Origin of the sequence: uncultured Shimia sp. (assembly GCF_913054185.1) — a bacterium.
GTDB lineage: Bacteria > Pseudomonadota > Alphaproteobacteria > Rhodobacterales > Rhodobacteraceae > Shimia.
On the sequence record NZ_CAJXIV010000030.1, the window covers coordinates 16,605 to 39,343 of the forward strand.

21 protein-coding genes are annotated in these 22,739 nt (G+C 56.4%); 16 read left to right on the forward strand and 5 right to left on the reverse strand.

The features are described 5' to 3' along the window. The first annotated feature begins 1 nt into the window (after position 1). The 12 genes from nuoH to fosX all read left to right on the forward strand — a co-directional run bounded on the left by nuoH (position 2) and on the right by fosX (position 12,053). A complete protein-coding gene (gene nuoH / locus QZ517_RS08540; protein ID WP_294225150.1) occupies positions 2-1,042 on the forward strand; it encodes an NADH-quinone oxidoreductase subunit NuoH in 1,041 nt (346 codons plus the stop codon). Between the two features lies 1 nt (position 1,043). Continuing rightward, positions 1,044-1,538, forward strand: a complete 495-nt coding sequence (nuoI, locus tag QZ517_RS08545; RefSeq protein ID WP_283427182.1) for an NADH-quinone oxidoreductase subunit NuoI — start codon at positions 1,044-1,046, stop codon at positions 1,536-1,538. 208 nt (positions 1,539-1,746) lie between these two features. Further along, on the forward strand, positions 1,747-2,154 hold the full coding sequence (locus tag QZ517_RS08550) for a carboxymuconolactone decarboxylase family protein (protein WP_294225154.1): 408 nt from the start codon (positions 1,747-1,749) through the stop codon (positions 2,152-2,154). After that, positions 2,151-2,759 (forward strand): NADH-quinone oxidoreductase subunit J, encoded by a 609-nt coding sequence (locus QZ517_RS08555; RefSeq protein ID WP_294225156.1) that lies wholly within the window; start codon positions 2,151-2,153, stop codon positions 2,757-2,759. Before QZ517_RS08550 ends, QZ517_RS08555 begins: the two co-directional genes overlap by 4 nt. A 38-nt stretch (positions 2,760-2,797) precedes the next feature. Continuing rightward, entirely contained in the window at positions 2,798-3,103 is a 306-nt protein-coding gene (nuoK, locus tag QZ517_RS08560) for an NADH-quinone oxidoreductase subunit NuoK (RefSeq protein WP_294225159.1), read from the forward strand. Between the two features lie 6 nt (positions 3,104-3,109). After that, positions 3,110-5,242, forward strand: a complete 2,133-nt coding sequence (gene nuoL / locus QZ517_RS08565) for an NADH-quinone oxidoreductase subunit L (protein ID WP_294225164.1) — start codon at positions 3,110-3,112, stop codon at positions 5,240-5,242. Continuing rightward, positions 5,242-6,786, forward strand: a complete 1,545-nt coding sequence (locus QZ517_RS08570; protein WP_294225167.1) for an NADH-quinone oxidoreductase subunit M — start codon at positions 5,242-5,244, stop codon at positions 6,784-6,786. Before nuoL ends, QZ517_RS08570 begins: the two co-directional genes overlap by 1 nt. 14 nt (positions 6,787-6,800) lie before the next feature. Then, positions 6,801-8,243 carry an NADH-quinone oxidoreductase subunit NuoN gene (gene nuoN, locus QZ517_RS08575; protein WP_294225170.1) on the forward strand — a complete coding sequence of 481 codons (1,443 nt, stop codon included), beginning with the start codon at positions 6,801-6,803 and terminating at the stop codon, positions 8,241-8,243. An 84-nt stretch (positions 8,244-8,327) separates the two neighbouring features. Further along, positions 8,328-9,080 (forward strand): biotin--[acetyl-CoA-carboxylase] ligase, encoded by a 753-nt coding sequence (locus tag QZ517_RS08580; protein ID WP_294225211.1) that lies wholly within the window; start codon positions 8,328-8,330, stop codon positions 9,078-9,080. Positions 9,081-9,104: 24 nt separating this feature from the next. After that, positions 9,105-9,881 (forward strand): type III pantothenate kinase, encoded by a 777-nt coding sequence (locus QZ517_RS08585; RefSeq protein ID WP_294225172.1) that lies wholly within the window; start codon positions 9,105-9,107, stop codon positions 9,879-9,881. Next, positions 9,878-11,542, forward strand: coding sequence for a ribonuclease J (locus tag QZ517_RS08590; RefSeq protein WP_294225176.1), 1,665 nt, complete (start codon positions 9,878-9,880; stop codon positions 11,540-11,542). Before QZ517_RS08585 ends, QZ517_RS08590 begins: the two co-directional genes overlap by 4 nt. Before the next feature lie 100 nt (positions 11,543-11,642). Continuing rightward, a complete protein-coding gene (gene fosX, locus QZ517_RS08595) occupies positions 11,643-12,053 on the forward strand; it encodes a FosX/FosE/FosI family fosfomycin resistance hydrolase (RefSeq protein WP_294225179.1) in 411 nt (136 codons plus the stop codon). 58 nt (positions 12,054-12,111) lie between these two features. Here fosX and QZ517_RS08600 read toward each other — a convergent pair whose 3' ends face one another. The 5 genes from QZ517_RS08600 to QZ517_RS08620 form a co-directional block, all read right to left on the reverse strand. Beyond that, positions 12,112-13,566: a DEAD/DEAH box helicase gene (locus tag QZ517_RS08600; RefSeq protein ID WP_294225180.1), complete on the reverse strand. Its 1,455-nt coding sequence runs from the start codon at positions 13,564-13,566 to the stop codon at positions 12,112-12,114. Between the two features lie 167 nt (positions 13,567-13,733). Next, a complete protein-coding gene (locus QZ517_RS08605; RefSeq protein WP_294225183.1) occupies positions 13,734-14,687 on the reverse strand; it encodes a glycosyltransferase family 2 protein in 954 nt (317 codons plus the stop codon). Beyond that, positions 14,684-15,439 carry a hypothetical protein gene (locus tag QZ517_RS08610; protein WP_294225185.1) on the reverse strand — a complete coding sequence of 252 codons (756 nt, stop codon included), beginning with the start codon at positions 15,437-15,439 and terminating at the stop codon, positions 14,684-14,686. The genes QZ517_RS08605 and QZ517_RS08610 overlap by 4 nt, the downstream gene beginning before the upstream one ends. A gap of 47 nt (positions 15,440-15,486) precedes the next feature. Further along, on the reverse strand, positions 15,487-17,094 hold the full coding sequence (locus QZ517_RS08615; protein WP_294225188.1) for a peptide chain release factor 3: 1,608 nt from the start codon (positions 17,092-17,094) through the stop codon (positions 15,487-15,489). Between the two features lie 52 nt (positions 17,095-17,146). Beyond that, positions 17,147-18,169, reverse strand: coding sequence for a Hint domain-containing protein (locus tag QZ517_RS08620; protein ID WP_294225191.1), 1,023 nt, complete (start codon positions 18,167-18,169; stop codon positions 17,147-17,149). 147 nt (positions 18,170-18,316) lie between these two features. Between QZ517_RS08620 and QZ517_RS08625 the strand changes: the two genes are divergently transcribed. The 4 genes from QZ517_RS08625 to QZ517_RS08640 form a co-directional block, all read left to right on the forward strand. After that, positions 18,317-19,096 carry an SDR family oxidoreductase gene (locus tag QZ517_RS08625; protein WP_294225195.1) on the forward strand — a complete coding sequence of 260 codons (780 nt, stop codon included), beginning with the start codon at positions 18,317-18,319 and terminating at the stop codon, positions 19,094-19,096. A gap of 19 nt (positions 19,097-19,115) precedes the next feature. Then, the gene (locus tag QZ517_RS08630; protein ID WP_294225198.1) at positions 19,116-20,270 is read left to right on the forward strand and encodes a hypothetical protein; all 1,155 of its coding nucleotides are present in this window, start codon (positions 19,116-19,118) and stop codon (positions 20,268-20,270) included. 91 nt (positions 20,271-20,361) lie between these two features. Further along, positions 20,362-21,747, forward strand: coding sequence for a sodium:proline symporter (locus tag QZ517_RS08635; protein ID WP_294225201.1), 1,386 nt, complete (start codon positions 20,362-20,364; stop codon positions 21,745-21,747). 52 nt (positions 21,748-21,799) lie between these two features. After that, the coding region (locus QZ517_RS08640) for an ABC transporter ATP-binding protein (RefSeq protein ID WP_294225204.1) at positions 21,800-22,739 on the forward strand (940 nt) is incomplete at its 3' end.

The window sequence follows — 22,739 nt, forward strand, 5'->3', positions numbered from 1 at the left end:
CATGACTGAATTCTTTACCACCACGAACCTTGGCATCTTGCTCCTGACTTTGGGACAGGTGCTGGCGGTTGTCGTGCCGCTTTTGGTGGCGCTGGCCTTCCTGCTGTATGCTGACCGGAAAATCTGGGCCGCTGTACAGCTGCGTCGGGGTCCCAACGTTGTGGGCATGTTTGGCCTGCTACAAAGCTTTGCCGACTTCATCAAATACGCGGTGAAAGAGATCGTGTATCCGGCGGGCTCGGACAAAGTGGTCTTCCTGCTCGCCCCGATGGTCAGCCTGGTCATGGCGCTGATTGCCTGGGCCGTAATCCCGTTCAATGACGGCTGGGTGGTGTCTGATATCAACGTTGCCATTCTTTATGTGATGGCGGTCAGCTCGCTTGAGGTTTACGGCGTGATCATGGGCGGTTGGGCGTCCAACTCCAAATATCCTTTCCTTGGCTCGTTGCGTTCCGCTGCACAGATGATTTCCTACGAGGTGTCTCTGGGCCTGATCATCATTGGTGTGATCATCACCACCGGTTCTATGAACTTCGGTGACATCGTGAATGCACAGGACGGCAACTACGGCATCTTCAGTTGGTATTGGCTGCCGCACTTCCCGATGATGTTCCTCTTCTTGATCTCGGCCATGGCGGAGACCAACCGCCCACCGTTTGACCTTCCAGAAGCGGAATCCGAACTCGTTGCTGGCTATCAGGTGGAATACAGCTCCACGCCATTTCTGCTCTTCATGATTGGTGAATACGTCGCCATCGTGCTGATGTGTGCGCTGGTATCGCTGCTGTTCCTCGGCGGCTGGCTCTCCCCGATCCCAGGTCTGCCCGATGGCATTCTCTGGATGCTTGGCAAAATCTGCTTTGTGTTCTTCATCTTCTCGATGGTGAAAGCCATCTCCCCGCGCTACCGCTATGACCAGCTGATGCGCATCGGTTGGAAAGTCTTCCTGCCCATGTCCCTGGTTTGGGTCGTGCTGGTGTCTTTCCTTGCGAAATTCGAACTTTTCGGCGGCGCGTATGCCCGCTGGGCCATCGGAGGCTGATATGACAGCAATCGACTACAAACGCGCCGCTGGCTATTTTCTGCTGAAGGATTTCCTTGGCGGCTTCAAGCTGGGCATGAAGTATTTCTTCAAACCCAAGGCGACAATCAACTACCCACACGAAAAAGGCCCGTTGTCTCCGCGCTTTCGCGGGGAGCACGCCCTGCGCCGTTACCCAAATGGCGAAGAGCGCTGCATTGCTTGTAAGCTTTGCGAGGCGATCTGCCCGGCTCAGGCGATCACCATTGACGCGGAACCCCGCGAAGATGGCTCCCGTCGCACCACGCGCTATGACATCGACATGACCAAATGCATCTACTGCGGCTTTTGCCAAGAAGCCTGTCCAGTGGACGCCATTGTCGAGGGCCCCAACTTCGAATTTGCCACCGAGACCCGCGAGGAGCTGTTTTATGACAAAGACAAGCTCTTGGAAAACGGCGCCCGCTGGGAAGCCGAGATCGCGCGCAACCTCGAAATCGACGCGCCTTACAGATGACAGGTCGTCTCAAACTCATAATAGCGGCAACGCTCGTGTCTTCATCGATGTGGATGGTTTTCGGACCAAGCGTCGCAGGCTTCGTGCGATTTGTGCAGGCTGGATCACCGGATCTGGCGGCTTTGGGGGAGTGTCCCCTGTCGCAAATATATTATGGGTTCGTAGGCGATAAACTTATTGAAATTCGGTGTATTGGTGGGGAATTTGGATGAGCGACGACAAAAACCCATATCAGGCAATGTTCGCCCAGTATCAGGAGATGGCGAAATCCTTCAATCCTGCGCTGGAATCGTTCACGCCCAAAGGGTTTGAGACGCTCTGGCCAACCATGCCCAAAGACGTCATGGAGATGTTCTTTGGCAATTCGATGAATAAAGGCGGCTTGGATGCCAAGACCCGTCTGCTGCTGACGCTGGGGGCGCTCACCATGTTGGGTGCCCAGGCCGAAGCGCAAATCCGCCTCACACTCCGCCATCTGGTGGAAGTCGGGGCCACAAAACAAGAAATCGTGGAGACCATCGGCCAAATGTCGATGTTCGCCGGTATTCCCGCCACCACCCGCGCCATGGAACTGGTGCAAGAGGTCCTGGCGGACAAAGAGGGAAGTGACACATGACCATCGCGGATTATGCATTTTGGTTGTTTTCGATCTGTGTGATCGTTGGCGGCTTCTGCACCGTCATCAGCCGTAACCCGGTGCACTCAGTGCTCTGGTTGATCATGGCGTTCCTTAGCGCCGCGGGGCTGTTTGTTCTGCTGGGCGCAGAGTTTGTGGCGATGCTGTTGATCATTGTCTACGTCGGCGCGGTCGCCGTGCTCTTCCTGTTTGTGGTGATGATGCTCGATGTTGACTTTGCCGAGCTTAAGGCCGGCATGGCGCAGTACCTGCCGCTGTCCCTGCTGATTGGCGCCATTCTCTTAATGCAACTTGGCATGGTATTTGGCCCATGGGAATTTTCTGACACCGCGCAAAGCCTGCGCGCCGCACCCACACCAACTGACACCCACAACACTGCAGCGCTTGGTCTGATCCTTTATGATCAGTACTTCCTGCTGTTCCAGCTGTCCGGCCTGATCCTGTTGGTTGCGATGATTGGCGCGATTGTGCTGACCCTGCGCCACCGCAAGGACGTCAAGCGTCAGAACGTGCTTGAGCAGATGTGGCGCGACCCAGCGGACGCGATGGAATTGAAAGACGTAAAACCGGGGCAGGGGCTCTAAGCCCGCCTGAAGAGATAAAAAGAACCGAGGGACCAAATATGATTGGTTTGGAACACTACCTAGGCGTGGCAGCGATGCTCTTCGTCATCGGCATTTTCGGCCTCTTCCTGAACCGGAAGAACATCATCATTCTGTTGATGTCGATTGAACTCATCCTACTGTCTGTGAACATCAACCTTGTGGCGTTCTCGTCCTTCTTGGGTGATCTCACCGGACAGGTCTTCGCACTGTTTGTGATGACCGTGGCAGCCGCTGAAGCTGCCATTGGCCTTGCGATCCTGGTCTCCTTCTTCCGCAACCGTGGCACCATCGCGGTCGAAGACGTCAATGTGATGAAAGGCTAAGCGATCATGGAAACGTTTATTCTCTTTGGGCCGCTCCTTGGCGCCCTGATCGCAGGATTTGGTTGGCGGTTGATCGGCGAAAAAGCCGCGCAATACTTGACCACCGCGATCTTGTTCTGGGCCTGTCTGCTCAGCTGGATTGTGTTCCTCGGGCTTGATGCCTCGCAGGTGAAACAAATCCACGTGCTGGACTTCATCCAATCCGGCCACCTCGACGCTGCCTGGTCCATCCGTGTCGACCGCCTCACAGCGATCATGCTGATTGTGGTGACCACGGTCTCTGCCCTCGTGCATCTTTATTCCATTGGCTACATGGCGCATGATGAGCATTGGGCGGAGGACGAAAACTACAAGGCGCGTTTCTTCGCGTATTTGTCGTTCTTTACCTTCACCATGCTGATGCTGGTGACTGCCGACAACCTACTGCAGATGTTCTTCGGCTGGGAAGGCGTGGGCGTCGCGTCTTACCTGCTCATTGGTTTCTACTACAAAAAACCATCTGCCAACGCTGCCGCAATCAAAGCTTTTGTGGTCAACCGTGTGGGTGACTTCGGCTTCCTGCTTGGCATCTTTGCGATCTATATGCTGACTGACAGTATCAAGTTTGACGATATCTTCGCCGCCGCGCCTGCGCTGGCCGAAATGGAGTTACACTTCCTGTGGCGGGACTGGAACGCGGCCAACTTAATTGCCTTCCTGATCTTCATCGGCGCGATGGGTAAATCGGCACAGCTCTTCCTGCACACGTGGTTGCCGGACGCGATGGAAGGTCCAACCCCTGTATCCGCGCTGATCCACGCCGCAACCATGGTCACCGCCGGTGTCTTCCTTGTGTCGCGCATGTCGCCGCTGATCGAATACGCCGGTGACACCAAAGCGTTCATCGTCTTCATTGGTGCCTCAACGGCCTTTGTCGCGGCCACCATCGGCCTCGTGCAGAATGACATCAAACGTGTGATTGCCTATTCAACCATGTCCCAGCTGGGCTACATGTTTGTGGCAGCTGGTGTTGGCGTCTACTCGGCAGCCATGTTCCACCTCTTCACCCACGCGTTCTTCAAAGCGATGTTGTTCCTGGGCGCGGGTTCGGTGATCCACGCGATGCACCACGAGCAGGACATGCGCAACTATGGCGGCCTGCGGAAGAAAATCCCTTACACCTTCGCTGCCATGATGATTGGCACGCTGGCCATTACTGGTGTTGGTATTCCACTGACACACATTGGCTTCGCAGGTTTCCTGTCCAAAGACGCAATCATTGAGAGCGCATGGGCTGGCACCGCAGGCGGCTATGGCTTCTGGATGCTCGTCATCGCTGCATTGTTCACCAGCTTCTACAGCTGGCGCCTGATTTTCCTGACTTTCTACGGCGAGGCGCGCGGCAACAAACATACCCATGACCACGCGCACGAAAGCCCGATGGTCATGCTGGTCCCGCTGGGCGTCCTGTCTTTGGGGGCGATTTTTGCTGGGATGATCTGGTTTGGCTCCTTCTTTGGCGACCACGACACCGTAAACAAATTCTACGGCGTGCCTTCCCACCATGCGGAAAGCAGTGAAGGCCACGGCGAAGAAGTAGCTTCCGGTGACGACGCGGCCACGGAAGAAGCGCATGGCGACGATCATGCCACAACACATGACGATCCGTCTCACGCGGCGGTCAAGGCTGCGCACCACGGCGAAGCACCCAAAGGCGCAGTATTCACCCACCCAGACAATCACGTGATGGATGACGCGCACCATGCCCCCAAATGGGTCAAGGTCAGCCCCTTCATCGCGATGGCGATTGGCCTGTTCTTTGCGCTCTGGTTCTACATCTGGAACCCGTCCATGCCAGCACGTCTCGCAGCGGCGCAGCGTCCTCTCTACTTGTTCCTCTTGAACAAGTGGTACTTTGACGAAGCGTATGACTTCTTGTTTGTTCGCCCGGCAGCCGCCATCGGCCGCTTCCTGTGGAAACGGGGCGACGGTGACGTGATCGACGGCTCTCTCAACGGGATTGCCATGGGCTTTGTGCCCTGGGTCACCCGCCTCGCAGGGCGTGCCCAAACTGGCTACGTCTTTACCTATGCCCTTGCCATGGTGATCGGCATCGTTGCCCTCATCACCCTGATGACGCTCAGCGGAGGAGCGCACTAATGAACGACAGCTTGCTCTCCCTGGTCACGTTTATCCCGACCTTTGCAGCTTTGATCCTTCTGGTCTTTCTGCGCGGTGAAGATGAAATGGCTCAGCGCAACGCCAAGCGCGTTGCATTGACCGCGACCGTCATCACTTTCTTGATGTCCCTCTTTGTGCTCGCCGGGTTTGATCCCAGCGACGCTGGCTTTCAGTTTGTCGAACAACGCGACTGGCTGATGGGGCTCAAATACAAAATGGGTGTCGATGGCATTTCGATCCTGTTTGTCATGCTCACAACCTTCATGATGCCGCTTGTGATCTGGGCGTCATGGGACGTGAAGGTCCGTGTCAAAGAATACATGATTGCCTTCCTCCTGCTTGAAACGCTGATGCTTGGCGTCTTCATGGCGCTGGATCTGGTGTTGTTCTATCTGTTCTTTGAAGCAGGCCTGATCCCGATGTTCTTGATCATCGGCATCTGGGGCGGTGCCAACCGCATCTACGCGTCGTTTAAGTTCTTCCTCTACACCTTCCTTGGCTCTGTACTGATGCTGGTGGCGATGGTGGCGATGTTTGTGAATGCGGGCACCACCGACATTCCAACATTGATGGCACATGAATTTGCTTCTGAAACCATGAGCGTCATGGGCATCACCGTGATCGGCGGTATGCAAACTATCATGTTCTTGGCTTTCTTTGCCTCGTTTGCCGTGAAAATGCCAATGTGGCCCGTGCATACCTGGTTGCCCGATGCCCACGTTCAGGCACCAACAGCTGGCTCGGTTGTGCTTGCGGCCATCCTGTTGAAGATGGGCGGCTACGGCTTCCTGCGCTTCTCTCTGCCGATGTTCCCAATTGGTGCAGAGGTTATGACCCCGCTGGTGATGTGGATGTCGGCGATTGCGATTGTTTACACCTCGTTGGTGGCCTTTGTGCAAGAAGACATGAAAAAGCTGATTGCTTACTCCTCGGTGGCACACATGGGTTTTGTGACCATGGGCATCTTTGCTGCCAACCAACAAGGTATCGACGGCGCGATCTTCCAGATGATCAGCCACGGCTTTATCTCCGGCGCGCTCTTCCTGTGTGTTGGCGTGATCTATGACCGCATGCACACACGTGAAATCGATGCTTACGGTGGTCTTGTGAACCGCATGCCAGCTTATGCGTTGATCTTTATGTTCTTCACCATGGCCAATGTCGGCCTGCCAGGCACCTCCGGCTTTGTCGGCGAATTTCTCACTCTGGTGGGTGTCTTCCAAGTCAACACTTGGGTGGCTTTGGTTGCCACATCCGGCGTGATCCTGTCAGCAGCTTATGCGTTGTGGCTCTACCGCCGGGTGGTTCTGGGTGACTTGATCAAAGAGAGCCTGAAAAATATCTCGGATATGACCCGCCGCGAGAAGATGATCTTTGCACCCTTGGTGGCCATGACACTGATCCTGGGTGTCTACCCATCGCTGGTCACCGATATCATTGGGCCCTCAGTCGAGAACCTGATTTCCAACTATGACACCGCACTGGCCAATGGCGCTTCCGCCAGCCAGTCGGCATCGCACTAAGGAGCGCTTGAGATATGATCCAGGCTGACCTGAATATCATCTTGCCGGAAATCCTGCTGGCGCTCTACGCCATGTTGGCACTTCTTGCGGTGGTCTACACCGGCAAAGACAAAATGGCGCCAATGCTGACTTGGCTCACCGCCGGTGTGTTTGCGCTGCTCGCGGTGTGGATTGGTGTGTCCGGCGAAGGCGAGAACATCGCCTTCAACGGCATGTTCCACGACGACGCTTTCTCTCGTTTTGCCAAAGTGGCGATGCTTCTGGCCGGTGCCGCCGTATTGGTGATGGGCGCGGATTACATGCAGCGCCGCAATATGCTGCGGTTTGAGTATCCAATCCTTGTGGCGCTTGCCATGGTTGGGATGATGACCATGGTGTCCGCTGGCGATCTGATGACACTGTATATGGGCCTCGAGCTACAGTCCCTGTCACTTTATGTGGTGGCCACGCTGCGCCGTGATGGTGTGAAATCCACCGAGGCAGGCATGAAGTACTTCCTGCTTGGAGCTCTCTCCTCCGGCTTGCTGCTCTACGGTTCCTCGCTGGTCTATGGCTTTGCTGGCACGACCACATTTGCTGGCATCGTCGAGGCCGTTGGCCATGGTCACACGCCATTGGGTCTGCTCTTTGGTTTGACCTTTGTGATTTCCGGTCTGGCGTTCAAGGTCTCTGCCGTGCCGTTCCATATGTGGACGCCGGATGTCTATGAAGGCGCGCCTACGCCCATCACCGCGTTCTTTGCGACGGCACCCAAACTGGCCGCGATGGGCCTGTTTGCCCGTGTGCTGTTTGATGCCTTTGGTGGTGTGGTTGGGGATTGGCAACAGATCATTGCGCTGTTGTCCGTATTGTCCATGTTCCTCGGCGCAATCGCTGCGATCGGTCAAACCAACATCAAACGTCTGCTGGCCTACTCGTCCATTGCCCACATGGGCTACGCGTTGATGGGTCTTGCTGCCGGTACTGCATTGGGTGTCGAGGCGATGCTGGTGTATATGGCCATCTATGTGACTATGAACGTCGGAACATTTGCCTTTATCCTGTCGATGGAGAAAGACGGCCAACCGGTGACAGACATCGCGTCGCTGAACTTGTACAGCAAACAATCATCGGGCCGCGCGCTGGCGCTCCTATTCCTGATGTTCTCGCTGGCAGGTGTGCCTCCATTCCTTGGGTTCTTTGGCAAACTCTATGTGCTGCGCGCCGCTTTTGAAGGTGGTCTGGCATGGCTGGCGATTGCCGGTGTAGTGGCCTCTGTGATTGGTGCCTTCTACTACCTGCGCATCGTCTACTACATGTACTTTGGCGAAGAAGGCGATGAGCTGGATGCGCCGCGCTCCTTGGTTCAACAAGTGCTTCTGATGGCCAGCGCTGCGATCATGCTCTTGGGGATTGTGAATTTCTTTGGCGTCGATACAGCGGCGCAAGCGGCAGCCGCGGCCTTGATGCCACATTGATCGCACTCTGGATAAACCAAACGTGACGCGCCCTACCGGGGCGCGTTGCTGTTTTTGGACTGACCGATGAAAGACAGATCTGAAATGAACACTTGGCCGGAAGGATACGGACGTCGTGTTTTGGCCGAGGTGGACAGCACCAACGCCGAAGCAGCGCGCATTGCACCAGAACTGGCTGGACCTGAGTGGATACTGGGACTGCACCAGACCCAAGGCCGTGGCCGTCGGGGCAGGGCTTGGGTTGATCCAATTGGCAATTTTGCCGGAACTCTGGTGATGCGCCCGACCGAAGCGCCAGACCAAGTGGCCTTGCGCTCCTTTGTGGCTTCTCTCGCGCTCTATGATGCCTTTGTCGCGGTCACAGGCCGGACTGATGGGCTGGCACTCAAATGGCCCAACGATGTGCTTCTCAATGGCGGTAAAGTCGCAGGCATCCTTTTGGAAAGCGCCGGCATGGCTGGCGGCGCCGTCAGCCACATCGCCATTGGTATTGGCGTAAACCTGGCCCATGCGCCTGATACCAGGGCCGTGGAAACCCAAGCGACACCGCCTGTCTCTCTGCTCAGTGAAACCGGCGCTTCTGTCACTCCTGAAGAGTTCCTCGACGCGCTTGCCGCGGCTTACGCCCGGTGGGAAGCGCAGTTTGTCACCTATGGTTTTGACCCCATCCGCACTGCCTGGCTTGCCCGCGCGGCGCGTATTGGAGAGGTCATCACCGCACGCACCACCCGTGACGAAACGACCGGAACCTTTGAAACGGTGGACAGCGCAGGCAATCTCGTGTTGAAGACCGCAAAAGGCCGCGTGGCAATTCCTGCGGCAGATATCTTTTTCTGATCCGCGTGAAAGGGGATCTCACCCATGCTTCTGGCCATTGACTGCGGCAACACCAATACCGTGTTCTCCATTTGGGACGGGGAAAAATTCCTCTGTACCTTACGGACGTCGACCCACCATGCTCGTACAGCGGATGCCTATTTCACGTGGTACTCCACGCTGATCAATCACTACGGCATCGATGCGGATATCACCGACGTGATTATCTCCTCCACCGTGCCGCGTGTGGTCTTCAACCTGCGTGTCTTTGCAGACCGTTTCTTCAATTGCCGCCCGTTGGTGGTTGGCAAGCCGGACTGCAAGTTGCCAGTGACGCCCCGTGTGGACCAAGGCACCCAGCCAGGGCCAGACCGCTTAGCCAATGCCGTTGCTGCATATGAGCGTCACGGTGGCAACGTTGTGGTGGTGGACTTTGGCACGGCGACAAACTTTGACGTGGTGGCCGAGGATGGCGCCTATGTGGGCGGTGTAATTGCCCCAGGTGTGAACCTCAGCCTTGAGGCGCTCCACTCTGGCGCAGCCGCATTGCCCCACGTGGATATCAGCCAGCCGGACAAAGTGATTGGAACCAACACAGTTGGTTGTATCCAGTCCGGGGTGTTCTGGGGCTATACCGGCCTGATTGAAGGTATCATTGCGCGTATCAAAACTGAATACGGCGCACCTATGAAAGTGGTGGGCACAGGGGGGCTGGCGCCTCTCTTTGAACAGGGTGACAGCCTGTTTGACACCATCGAAGACGATTTGACGATGCACGGGCTGACCGTGATCCATACACACAATAAGGAGCAGGGCGCATGAGCGACCGCTTGATCTATTTGCCGCTGGGCGGCTCCGGCGAAATTGGCATGAACGCCTATGTCTATGGCTTTGGGCCAGCAGACAACGAGCGTCTCATCCTCGTCGACATTGGCGTGGCCTTTTCCGACATGGAAACCAGCCCAGGTGTTGACCTGATTTTTGCCGATATCCGCTGGCTGGAAGAGAACAAACATCGGCTTGAAGCGGTGTTTATCACACACGGTCACGAAGACCACATTGGCGCCATTGGGCACTATTGGGACCGTCTTGAGGTTCCGGTATACGCTCGCGCGTTCACAGCCAATTTGGCCCGCCACAAGATGGCGGATCGCGGCCAACCAGAAGAGATGATCCGCACAGTATCCGCCTGGCCTGAAACCACCGACGCCGGTCCGTTCAAAGTGGGGTTCCTGCCAATCAGCCACTCCATCCCGGAAAGCGCGGCTCTTGTAATCGACACGCCTGCCGGTCGTGTGATCCACTCCGGTGATTTCAAGTTGGACGAAACACCGCTGGTGGGCGAAGCGTTCGATCCGGAGCTTTGGGCTGAGGTCTCCAAAGACGGTGTGAAGGCGCTGATTTGTGACTCAACCAATGTCTTCTCTCCGCATGCAGGCCGGTCTGAGGCCTCTGTCGGCCCAGAGATCGAAAAGCTGGTCTCTCAAGCTTCGAGCATGGTTGTTGCCACCACGTTTGCGTCTAACGTCGCCCGTGTAAAAACCCTGGCACAAGCGGGCGAGCGGGCAGGGCGTTCCATTTGCCTTATGGGCCGCGCCATGCGGCGCATGATCGAAGCTTCGATGCAGACGGGTGTTCTCACGGACTTCCCCAAAGTTGTCAGTCCCGAAGATGCCGCCTCCCTCCCGCGTGAAAACCTGATGCTGCTGGTCACGGGCTCACAAGGGGAGCGCCGAGCCGCCAGCGCACAGCTAGCGCGTGGCAAATACAATGGCCTCACGCTGAAAGAAGGGGACTTGTTTCTGTTCAGCTCAAAAACCATTCCTGGCAATGAAAAAGGTGTGTTCCGCATCATCAATCAATTCTCCGAGATGGGGGTAGATGTGGTGGATGACAGCTCCGGGAAATACCACGTTTCCGGTCACGCCAACCGTCCGGACTTGTTGCGCTTGCATGAGATTGTGAACCCGACGATGGTGATCCCCAACCACGGTGAGCACCGCCACCTGCGTGAGCACGCCAAACTGGCCAATGAGGCTGGTCGTGCGTCCATCGTGGCTGTGAACGGCACCATGCTGGACCTGTCTGGCAACAAGCCGTCGATCGCAGGCTACGTTGAAACCGGGCGGACCTATCTGGATGGCAATACCCAAATTGGTGCGATGGATGGCATCATCCGGGATCGTATCCGCATGGCCCTCAACGGTCATGTGATTGTGACCGTGCTGTTGGACGAAGACGACGAGCCTCTGGGAGATGCCTGGTGCGAACTTATGGGGCTGCCGGAAACGGGCCGCTCACAAGCGCCGTTGGTTGATGTGCTTGAAGCGGATGTTACCCAGTTCCTCGGCCGCGCCAAAGAGAAGACATTGTCAGATGATGACAAGATCGAGGGTGATATCCGTCGGATCGTGCGCAACTCCGCACGCGATGAGATTGGAAAAAAGCCCGAAGTCACAGTGATTGTCAGCCGCTTAAGCTGATCGCGCCCAAACCTTGATCAAAGTTGAAGCTGCCTTGCGCCGGAGTAGTCTCCGGTGCAGGGTTGCAGGTACTTTGTGAGGGATCTGAAAAGGGCGCATTTTGACACAAGGACTTAGCCACATAACCTTCATTGTACAGGACCTCGACAAGATGGAAGAGGTGCTGACAAACGTGTTGGATGCGACGCGGATCTACGACAGCGGGGAGCACACCTATTCCCTGTCCAAAGAGCGGTTCTTCGACATCGGAGGCGTGTGGGTCGCTACGATGCAAGGTGAGCCACTGCCAGAGAAAAGCTACAACCACGTCGCTTTCAAAATGGGGCCGGACGAGTATGATCGCAAACTGCGGTGCATTCGGGCTCTCGGGTTGGAGCTGAAAGAAGGGCGCTCCCGCGTTTCCGGCGAAGGGAATTCCCTCTATTTCTACGATCACGACAACCACTTGTTTGAGTTGCACAGTGGCTCACTTCAAGAGCGGTTGAAACGCTATGAGAATGCCACAGAGTGATCCGGAAAAACGAAAGGGCCCACAAGGGCCCTTCCGCGACGTGTAAGGTTTTAATTGTTTACTGACCGCGTCGCTCGTCAAAGCTCATCGCAATAAAGCCGGGCATGTGATTGCCCATGCCGACAACTTTGTTGCCGTTGTCGCGGCGATCGTTGCGCCCACGGCCACGGCCACGCGAAGATTTGTCACCACGTTCACCACGATCATCACGCTGTTGGCGCTCTTCTCGTTGTGGCCGCGCGTCCTGCTTGGCACGCTCTTCGCGCTGAGGGCGGTCCTCTTTGGCAGGTTTCGCCGTCTCAACGGCTTCCGCAGGCTTGGTGGGGGTGTCTTCTTTGGCTTTGCGAGGTTTGCGCGGCTCAACTTTGATCGGGTTCTCAAGGCGTGCAATCTCTTTCTGGATCAACGCCTCAACCGCATCAAACTGCTTCTCGTCACGGGAGCTGCAGATCGTAATGGCTTTGCCCTCACGGCCCGCTCGACCCGTCCGACCAATGCGGTGCACATAGTCTTCCGGATGGCCGGGAACATCAAAGTTGAACACATGGCTGACGCTGGGCACATCCAGGCCGCGCGCGGCCACGTCGGACGCCACGAGAATGCGTAAGTCGCCGCCCCGGAATGATTCCAGCGTCCGCGTCCGTTGGGATTGATCCAAATCGCCATGAATAGGCGCGGCATCGTAGCCGTACTTTTTCAACGACTTAGCAGTGATGTCCACGTCGGTCTTGCGGTTACAGAAAATAATCGCGTTGGTGCATTTGTCACCTTCGCCATCAATCAATGCCCGCAAAACTTTTCGCTTTTCGCTGCCTTCCCGATCCCGGCGCGACGCCTTGAACATCACAACGTTCTGTTCAATGGTCTCGCTGGCCGTGGCCTGACGCGCAACTTCCACTCGCTCAGGGTTGGACAGGAAGGTGTTGGTGATGCGCTCAATTTCCGGCGCCATAGTGGCGGAGAAAAACAGCGTTTGCCGCGTGAAGGGTGTCAGCCCAAAGATGCGCTCGATATCAGGAATAAAGCCCATATCCAGCATCCGGTCAGCTTCGTCGACAACCATAACTTTCACGTCGGACAAGATCAGCTTGCCGCGCTCAAAATGGTCCAAGAGGCGGCCAGGTGTGGCAATCAGAACGTCGACACCCTTGTCGATGATCGTCTCTTGCTCCTTGAAGCTCACCCCACCAATCAGCAGTGCTTTGGTCAGCTTCAGATGTTTTGAATAGGTATCGAAGTTCTCGGCAACTTGCGCTGCCAGTTCCCGGGTTGGGCACAGGACCAGGCTGCGCGGCATCCGGGCGCGGGCGCGCCCACGGGCCAGCAAAGACAACATCGGAAGTGTGAAGCTTGCCGTCTTGCCGGTGCCGGTTTGGGCAATGCCTAGCACATCGCGGCCATCCAACGCAGAAGGAATCGCCCCTGCTTGAATTGGGGTTGGGGTTTCATAGCCCGCTTCGGTAATCGCTTTGAGTACCTTCGGGTTGAGGTTCAGGTCAGAAAATTTTGTCATATGTATCCGTGATTTACGGACACACTTTGGCCCGTAGCGGCGTTTCGGATCGGGCCCGTATGGCCCCGCGTCGATGGCGTTTTTGATCCACGGGGCCTTCTATCGCAACCGAGGCTTCAGGTCAATGAAACCGAATATCTGTCAAAGATTTGGTGCGCGTGGTGGTTTTACTCTTCAAATTCCGGGAAGTGTTTCTGGCGTTTTTGCACAAGCTCCAGCGCGTGACTGCGCAGTAAGCCATAGGCCTTGAGCTTTTCTGTCAGCTCAGGGGAGGCCACACAGACCTCTTCATAAAACTGCCGTAACCCGTCTGGTTCTTTGGCCAAATGTGCAAACAGCTTGTGCAGGTTCAAACCGCCCTGATTCTCTGGCGTCGCGGAACCAAGTTCATCGCGATAAGAGCCTTTCTGGTGCCGATAGGCAAAACTCTTGCTCCAGTGCTCCCAGCTGGTTGTGTGCAGATGCAGCAGCGCGGCGTCACTAAGCTCAACTTGCCCCGGGTTGTGCCGACCATTCTGGACCACATTGTGAATCTTGATCGTCATGTCTTTCTGCCCGGTGCGCAGAAACATCTTTCCGGCCACGTGGCTCACAAATCCATTTTTCAGGTAGGGCGCAAAATTGGGGTAGATATCTTTGACAATCTGGTCACGCTTGGATTTGTCAGCAATGAACGTCTTAAAGTGGATTATCTGCTCCTCATCCAGTGAAGCCATTGCCTCTGCTGGACGCACGCGCGCCACGAGGCAGCTCTCGGGCAAAGCCGCCAATTGCTGTGTTATGGGCTGATCCGGCCATAAAAACTCATCGACGTCGATGTGCAGCAGCCAATCCACCTTTTTGGCGCGGTTGTAAGCATGGCGCACATTGTACGATTGCCGTGGTTGATGCATCGGCGGCTTTTTCCCGCGCGTCTTAAGCCAGTAGTTGTCTCCGGTACGGATTACGGTCAACTGCGGATGGGGCTTGAGATGTGCCTTTGCCTCTGGGTTGGCTGCGTCTAAATATATCCAGACGTGCGTGGCGCCCAATTCTAAATGATAGGCGACAAAACTTAGAATATCGCCTGCAGGCGCCTTGATCGTGGCGACTACCCCCCACGTGGGGGCTTGCTTGTTCATTGGCGGGCCTGTTGACGTTCTTTCTTGGCCCGCATCTGCGCCAATCGCCGAAACACACCGCCAGGCTCTTCAATCAACTCCTGCATCAGATGATCAACCAATGGCGCGATCACCGGATCGGATTTTCCGATCTCCCAGATTGGCGCAAGAATGTTGATGTCCAGCCCGCCATGCACCAGCGAGAACGGCTCCATATCTAGAGGAAGTCGCGTCTTCACACGTTTGCCAAAACCATGCTCTTTGCTTGGCTCCAGCCCGCCAAACGAACGTTCAAATTCATAAAGCTTCATCATGCCAAACAGCATGCGTAAGCCTTGCCCCACCTCACGCTGCGCGGGCGTTTCGCCGTGATCTGCAAAAGTCTGCACAGAGCTCACTAGCCATCGCAGGTTCAGCTCCGAAAGCAGGTGTTCGGCTTCCTCAGCCCATACCCGACAAAACAAAGCCGCTGTTTGGGGAGGGTAATCCCGTTTGCGAAGGTTTGAGATCAGTTGAGCGTTCAAAAACGCCAATTCACTGAGGTCGATAAACTCCTCGGCAATTTGTCGACGTTTGCGTGCCCAGCTGGTGTTGGGATCGGTTGGACCTTTCCGTGCTGCGCGCTCAGGCACAACCGCATTTGTCAGAACCGAAAGGTTTGCATCAAGCGGAGGCAGGTCTTCGGGGCCAAAATCAAACGGATCGCGCCGCCCGTCGTAGCGCTCCATCATATAGGCGTAACCGCCCGGATAGGTGAGGGTTTTTTCTGACATGACACGATGTTTGCACGGGGGAAAACCCCGTGCAATCGCAGAGTGTATCAGACCATCATTTCCTTGGTCGCGCTCAGCGTGATATCCGGATAATCACGTGCAACGCGGTCAATGTCCCACTGCAGGCGGGTCAAGAACACCACGTCGCCGTCGTTGTCGTAGCTGATGTGCTGCTTGTTCATATCCGCAAACTTTTCAACCGCTTTCCGGTCGCCATGAACCCAGCGGGCGGAGGTGAACTGGCTTTGATCAAAACGGACAGGCAGGCCGTACTCCATCTCAATCCGGCTGGCGAGAACTTCAAACTGAAGCTGCCCCACCACGCCGACGATAAAGCCCGAGCCAATCATTGGCTTGAACACCTTCGCGGCACCTTCTTCGGCAAACTGCATCAGCGCCTTTTCAAGATGTTTGGCTTTCAGGGGATCGCCTGCACGCACGCCTTGCAACAGCTCCGGCGCAAAGCTTGGAATGCCAGACACGCGCAACGCTTCACCTTCAGTCAGCGTGTCACCAATGCGCAATTGCCCGTGGTTGGGAATGCCAATGATATCACCGGCCCAGGCCTCTTCTGCCAATTCGCGGTCTGATGCCAAAAACAACACGGGGTTGGAAATTGCCATCGGTTTCTTGGTGCGCACATGGGTCAGCTTCATGCCACGTTTGAAGTGGCCCGAGGCCATTCGGACAAACGCCACACGGTCGCGGTGTTTCGGGTCCATGTTGGCCTGAACCTTAAACACAAATCCGGCCACTTTCTTTTCTTCTGGCGCAATTTTACGCGGCTCAGCCGTCTGAATTTGTGGCACTGGCCCGTAGGTGCCGATGCCATCCATAAGTTCCTTAACGCCAAAGGAGTTGATCGCAGAGCCAAACCAGATTGGCGTCATATGGCCTTCCAGCACCGCCTGCGGATCCAGTTTTGGCAACAACTCCTTGGCCATCTCAACTTCTTCGCGCAACTGCTCCAGCAGATGCTCCGGAATGTGATCAGCCAGCTTTGGATCATCCAGACTTTCAATCTGAACGCTCTCAGCCACCACATTCCGGTCAGCCCGGTCCATCAGCTCCAGCCGATCATTGAGCATGTCGTATGTGCCCATGAACTCTCGACCAACCCCAATTGGCCAGCTTGCCGGGGTCACATCAATCGCGAGGTTCTCTTGAATCTCGTCAATGATATCAAAGGTGTCGCGGCTTTCCCGGTCCATCTTGTTACAAAACGTCAGGATTGGCAGGTCGCGCAGACGGCACACTTCAAACAGCTTCTGCGTCTGGCTTTCGACACCCTTAGCGCCGTCAACAACCATGACCGCCGCATCCACAGCAGTGAGCGTACGATAGGTGTCTTCGGAGAAATCGCTGTGGCCCGGTGTGTCCACCAGGTTGAAGCGGAAATTGCGAAAATCAAACGACATGGCAGAGGCCGACACGGATATCCCGCGGTCTTTCTCCATCTGCATGAAGTCTGAGCGTGTGCGCCGGGCTTCGCCTTTGGCCCGTACCTGACCGGCCATCTGAATCGCGCCACCATAGAGGAGGAACTTTTCGGTCAGCGTGGTCTTACCGGCGTCCGGGTGCGAGATGATCGCAAAGGTGCGACGGCGCGCAATCTCGGGCGGCAATTCGGGGCGGTTTGTCTGCGTGTCCAACATGTCCGCGCGTATAGGTCGCAAAGCGTCATTTCGCAAGGAAAAGCGGCGCGCCCTACTTTGACGACGCCCGTTTCAAAAGCTCAACCGCGTCGGGACGATCCAGAAGACTTTCATGTACTTCCAAGTGCGCCTGCGGCATGCCACGCGCCGCATTTGACGCGGGTTGAAGACGTTCTTTGACTTCTTCCGGAACAGCTGGTTGCGTACGCGTGTCCATCTGCATGGTTTCTGCGGAAATGCCCTCGGCAAAGATGATCTGATGGGTGTCAAACATGATCTGATAATAGTCTACAAATCCGCCTTCATCGGCGTAGACTGTGTCGCCATTTACCAGATGCCGCGCCTTGATTAGAAGCTCGCTGCGTCCCACGCCAATATGATCATGGCGTTGATACACAAACAGGCGATGGTCCGGGCTCACCCGGAGATCAAGAGTGTTGTTCAATGTGCCGGCTGTGATCACAATTGGGGCAAACTCACCGCTGGCCCGTTGCACCGCATGCCCAATCCAGCGCACTTCCTGAGGGCCATCATCCCGCGTCAGAACGCGATCACCAATCGCCACATCTTCAACGCGTCTCTGTTCGCCTGTGGCCATCGTGATCCGGGTGCCCCCGGTGAAGCTTACACAGGCCAGCTGTGCGAGTTTTGTCGAAGCTGCGCCCCGATCCACACCCACTAGCACATAGTCGCCTTTTGGTGTGAGCGGCGCCAAAGGCGCGCCATACACTTCAACCACACCACCTTCGTCATCCACCTCGACCAGAACCAGTACTTCGATGGTGTCGCCACTGGGCGGCATAAAGGTTGCCACGCAATCAAGGTAGACGCGTGCGTCTTTGGTGCCGAGGCTATAGTCGCTGGCAATGAAATGCTGCCCTTCGCTGTCCGTGCGCAGGGCGAGGCTCTTTTCCTCGGCATCCTGGTTCAGCGTGTAGATATCGTCTGGCAGCAGTTCTTCCGCAAACGAGAGGGAATCACCAAGGTTGGCCCCGTCCGTCACAACCAAAGCATCGGCCGGATACACTGGCAGGCGTTGGGAGGGCTGGGAGCTGTCTTGGACTTGAGACGTCATAACTTACCTATTTCCGTGTACTGTACATGTTCTTTGACAATTTGAATGACATGCAAATGTGGCAGCACAGTGCCTTGGCTTCGGCATTATACTGGCATCCTGCCTAATTTGGGTATTTCTTACCCCCACAACAACGGGGAGAATCGCATGGAATTGGGAATTAAGGGTAAACGCGCGCTGGTTTGTGCGTCTTCTAAAGGTCTTGGCTTGGGCTGCGCTCGCGCTTTGGCTGCGGATGGCGTGGATTTGATTATGAACGCACGTGGAGTCGGAGCGCTGGAAGCTGCTGCCGCCGACATTCGCGCCGAGTTTGGCGTCGAGGTCACCACAATCGCCTGTGATGTGAGCACTGAGGAAGGCCAGGCCAAGTTGATCGAAGCTGCGAAAGGCGTCGATATTCTCGTCAATAATGCTGGCGGACCTCCTCCGGGCATGTGGACCGATTGGAACCGGGATGATTTTATCTCTGCTCTGGACGCCAACATGCTGGCGCCAATTGCCCTGATCAAAGCACTGGTGCCGGGCATGATGGAGCGCGGCTGGGGGCGCGTTGTGAATATTACCTCCGTGTCGGTGAAATCCCCGATCCCAGTACTGGGTCTTTCCAATGCCGCCCGCGCTGGTTTGACAGGCTATGTTGCGGGCACCGCGCGTCAGGTGGCCAGCAAAGGTGTAACCATTAACAACATCCTGCCGGGGATTCACGCCACCGACCGCGCCGTGTCTCTGGACACTGCCGTGACGGAGCAACAGGGCATCTCCATGCAAGAGGCTCAAGCCCAACGTGCCGCCACCATCCCCGCTGGCCGCTATGGCACGCCGGATGAGTTCGGTGCCACCTGTGCGTTCCTCTGTTCTGATCACGCAGGCTTTATCGTCGGGCAGAATGTTCTGCTGGACGGCGGCGCCTTTGCGTCGGCAATGTAAGCCGGAGCAAAAAAAGTAAATGGCGCGAGGTGTGGGTGTGTCCCAGGGTTTTTCACTGAAAGATGAATTGTTTAACGCAAATAGCCTTGGCGATCTGGCGGCAGAATTTGCCGCCGGAGTACCGGGGTTTGATGGCGAGGATTTCCATCATGAGGTTGTGGCAGGGCTTCAGGGGCGCGAGCTCATGGAGCGTATGGAATGGATTGCCGACTGCATCGAAAAACGCCTCGCGCCAGACTTCCCCGAAATGGCGGATCAGCTGGAGGCAGCCATGCCGCCCGCACTCGATCCAACCCTGAACGATGATGACTTTGGCCGGTTCATCCATGCGGTGCCAGGTATCTTGGCCACTCGTCATGGTGTCGAAGCTCACCGTGAACGGGCGTTGGACCTGCTGGAGGAAGCCACCAAACGCTTTTCCATGGAGTTCTACATCCGCCCTTTCCTCAATCGCTGGCCGGAGGAGACTTTTGCCCGCCTGCAAACGTGGGCGGAGGACAAAAACTATCACGTCCGCCGTTTAGTGAGCGAAGGCACTCGTCCGAAACTGCCTTGGGCCAAGAAAATTGACATCGACCCGATGTCGCCGCTGCCTTTGTTAGAAAAACTGCACGCCGATCCAACGCGCTATGTCACACGCTCGGTGTCCAACCACCTGAACGATATCTCCAAAATCTCCACGGATACTGTTGTGACCCACCTTGGTAATTGGAAGAATCAAGGCAAACAAGCCGCCAAAGAACTGGACTGGATGACACGCCATTCCCTTCGTACCGCTGTCAAAGCGGGGCACTCGGGGGCTCTTTCCATGCTGGGGTTCCATGCTGACGCGCCCGTCACGCTGGACAACCTGTCAGTGGGCGGCGACAGCATCCAGATTGGCGATGCTTTGCGAGTTGAAACCACCCTGTCCACCGATGGCACATCCCCTGTGCCGGTGATGGTCGACTATGTGCTGAGTTTTCACCGTCCCAACGGACGTGGCAGTGACAAGGTCTTCAAGCTCAAACAGGGTAAAATCCCAGCTGGAAAGTCGCTCACACTGGCCAAAAAGCATCCACTCAAAGCCAATGCCAGCACATTTCAACTGCATCCCGGTCCGCACAGACTGGCTATTCAGGTCAACGGGCGGGTGCTGGGGGATGTTGCCTTTGATCTGACAGATCCCACGTAACCCTCTGACGTTTCATCACGTTTTTGTGGGGCGGCTAGCCTGATATCTGGCCGCCTGCTAGGTCGTTCCCAATTCTGAACGGGACACAATCATGCACGCCGCCACACTCACAAGCATCTTCGCCGCCATTCTTTTGCTCAGCCTTGTTGTTGCCCCCAAGCGGGCCACGGTTATGGGGTTCTTTGGCGGGCAAAACGCCGAAGGGCAGGCGCCATCGCTGTGGACCCTAGTGTTGTCGCAGGTCACCACCTGGATCTTCGCCCGCTCTTTGATGAACGCCGCCATCCTTGGCTTTTATTACGGCATCGCCGGCACCCTGGCATATGCAGTTTACTACGCGTCTTTCCTAACCGGCGGCTACATTGTGAACCGTATGCGGGTTCAGGGGGCGGGCTCTGTGCAAGACTGGCTCACCTCGCGTTTCGGCAAATCTGGTGCCAGCGCCTACAACGTGGTCATTGCCCTGCGCCTTTTGTCGGAAGTCTTTGCCAACCTGCTTGTGGTTGGCTTGATCTTTAGCGCCGCGCTGCCGGAGGTTGCCAATGCGGGCACGATCTCCATCCTGATCGTTGGTGTGGTTGCTCTGGCTTACTCCGCATGGGGCGGTCTGTCCGCAGCCTTGCGCACCGACGTGGTTCAGATGCTGCTGTTCCTTGTGGTGTTTGGCATTGCCTTTGTTACTCTGGTGCTGCGCCCCGATTTCAACCTCGGCGCTGTCCTAACGGCGCCCGGTGCCTCTGGCCCTCACAACGGTTGGGTGCTTCTGGTGGTGGCCGCGCTTCAGGTGTTTTCTTATCCGGTACATGACCCGGTAATGATGGACCGCGGCTTCCTCGCAGACCGCGATACCACCCGCAAAAGCTTCCTGCACGCCTTCTGGCTGTCAACGCTTTGCATCATCGCTTTTGGCTTCTTTGGTATTCAGGCCTCGCTCGAAGGCGCAGCCTATGAAGGCCAGTTGATCGGCACTTGGAGCACTATGTTCCCAGCCTGGGTCTTCACTCTGCTGATCCTTTCGCTTCTAGTCTCCGCGCTGTCCACACTGGACTCCGCGCTTAGCTCCGCGGCACGCCTTGTGGTCGACGAACTCAAGCTCGCCCCACGCACTCTTACGGGCGGACGCATCTCCATGCTGGTTTTTGCTCTCGCTGGCGGCGCACTGACGCTTTGGGGCAACCAAACCCTGTTTGACGCCGTGGCTGTGTCCGGCACCGCCTCGATGTTCCTCACACCCGTGCTTGTTGCCAGCCTGATCGGTGGACGGGATGTGCCGCTCTGGTCCTACATGACTTGTTTTTTCGCGGCTCTCAACGGTGCGGTGGCCTACATGTTCCGCGATGTCGCGTTTGTGTCCCACTTGCTCTACGACGGCCACAAATACGAGCAGCTCTTGCAGATTTGTGTGATCGTTTTGGTGGTTGGATTTGCCGCAGTCCTGATCGGGAGCCGCAGGGTTGAAGCAGGGGTAGGGGGCTGATACACCACTGCGAAACCCGATGAAAAGCATCGGGGATTGCAAGAGGCCCCCCGTGCAGCCGACATCCATTACGACGCCACCACGCTTGGAAATCCGCAACTTACGCCGCCGCTTTGGCAACCGTCAGGTGGTCGATGACGTGTCTCTGACTTTGCAATCTGGCAAGGTGACCTGCCTGCTTGGCCCATCCGGCTGCGGTAAGTCCACCACGTTGCGCATGATTGCGGGCGTGGAAATGCAAGACAGCGGCGAGATCTACGTGGATGGCAAGCTGATCTGTGACACGGTGTTTCGCATCCCGCCGGAGCGTCGTCAGATTGGCCTGATGTTTCAAGACTTTGCGCTCTTTCCGCACCTCTCAGTCAGTGACAACGTCGCCTTTGGCCTCAAAGGCAGCAAAGACGAAAAGCGCGCGCGCGTGGAAGAACTTCTGGCCAAGGTCAACCTTGGTTGGGCCATCGACAAATACCCGCACCTGCTGTCCGGTGGCGAGCAACAGCGGATTGCACTGGCCCGCGCCTTAGCGCCGCGCCCACGCATTATGCTGATGGACGAGCCTTTCTCTGGTCTGGACAACCGCCTGCGCGACGGCATCCGCGACGAGACTTTGGCGGTGCTCAAAGAAGAAGACACCGCTGTGCTGTTGGTGACCCATGAACCCGAAGAAGCCATGCGTATGGCCGATGAAATTGCCCTCATGCGCGACGGTGTCATTGTCCAGCAGGGCGCCCCATATAACATCTACAACGCGCCTAAGGACAAACAGGCCGTGGCGTTTTTTAGCGATATCAATGTGATCCGCTCGGTAAGCAACGGCGCTCTCACTGATACACCTTTTGGCCAATTCCTGACTCCGGGACTTGCGGACGGAGCGCCGGTTGAGATTGTGATCCGGCCGCAGCACCTGAAGCTGGATTTTGACCGCGACGGCAAAGGCCCTTTGCCCACACCGTCTGACGGGGTTGCTGCGCGTGGCCTCGTCACTCGTGCGC

Bases quoted from the DNA above. Each gene is read 5' to 3' on its own strand.
- nuoH (WP_294225150.1), top strand. From the start codon at position 2: ATGACTGAATTCTTTACCACCACGAACCTTGGCATCTTGCTCCTGACT.
- nuoI (WP_283427182.1), top strand. From the start codon at position 1,044: ATGACAGCAATCGACTACAAACGCGCCGCTGGCTATTTTCTGCTGAAG.
- QZ517_RS08550 (WP_294225154.1), top strand. From the start codon at position 1,747: ATGAGCGACGACAAAAACCCATATCAGGCAATGTTCGCCCAGTATCAG.
- QZ517_RS08555 (WP_294225156.1), top strand. From the start codon at position 2,151: ATGACCATCGCGGATTATGCATTTTGGTTGTTTTCGATCTGTGTGATC.
- nuoK (WP_294225159.1), top strand. From the start codon at position 2,798: ATGATTGGTTTGGAACACTACCTAGGCGTGGCAGCGATGCTCTTCGTC.
- nuoL (WP_294225164.1), top strand. From the start codon at position 3,110: ATGGAAACGTTTATTCTCTTTGGGCCGCTCCTTGGCGCCCTGATCGCA.
- QZ517_RS08570 (WP_294225167.1), top strand. From the start codon at position 5,242: ATGAACGACAGCTTGCTCTCCCTGGTCACGTTTATCCCGACCTTTGCA.
- nuoN (WP_294225170.1), top strand. From the start codon at position 6,801: ATGATCCAGGCTGACCTGAATATCATCTTGCCGGAAATCCTGCTGGCG.
- QZ517_RS08580 (WP_294225211.1), top strand. From the start codon at position 8,328: ATGAACACTTGGCCGGAAGGATACGGACGTCGTGTTTTGGCCGAGGTG.
- QZ517_RS08585 (WP_294225172.1), top strand. From the start codon at position 9,105: ATGCTTCTGGCCATTGACTGCGGCAACACCAATACCGTGTTCTCCATT.
- QZ517_RS08590 (WP_294225176.1), top strand. From the start codon at position 9,878: ATGAGCGACCGCTTGATCTATTTGCCGCTGGGCGGCTCCGGCGAAATT.
- QZ517_RS08600 (WP_294225180.1), bottom strand. From the start codon at position 13,566: ATGACAAAATTTTCTGACCTGAACCTCAACCCGAAGGTACTCAAAGCG.
- QZ517_RS08605 (WP_294225183.1), bottom strand. From the start codon at position 14,687: ATGAACAAGCAAGCCCCCACGTGGGGGGTAGTCGCCACGATCAAGGCG.
- QZ517_RS08610 (WP_294225185.1), bottom strand. From the start codon at position 15,439: ATGTCAGAAAAAACCCTCACCTATCCGGGCGGTTACGCCTATATGATG.
- QZ517_RS08615 (WP_294225188.1), bottom strand. From the start codon at position 17,094: ATGTTGGACACGCAGACAAACCGCCCCGAATTGCCGCCCGAGATTGCG.
- QZ517_RS08620 (WP_294225191.1), bottom strand. From the start codon at position 18,169: ATGACGTCTCAAGTCCAAGACAGCTCCCAGCCCTCCCAACGCCTGCCA.
- QZ517_RS08625 (WP_294225195.1), top strand. From the start codon at position 18,317: ATGGAATTGGGAATTAAGGGTAAACGCGCGCTGGTTTGTGCGTCTTCT.
- QZ517_RS08630 (WP_294225198.1), top strand. From the start codon at position 19,116: ATGGCGCGAGGTGTGGGTGTGTCCCAGGGTTTTTCACTGAAAGATGAA.
- QZ517_RS08635 (WP_294225201.1), top strand. From the start codon at position 20,362: ATGCACGCCGCCACACTCACAAGCATCTTCGCCGCCATTCTTTTGCTC.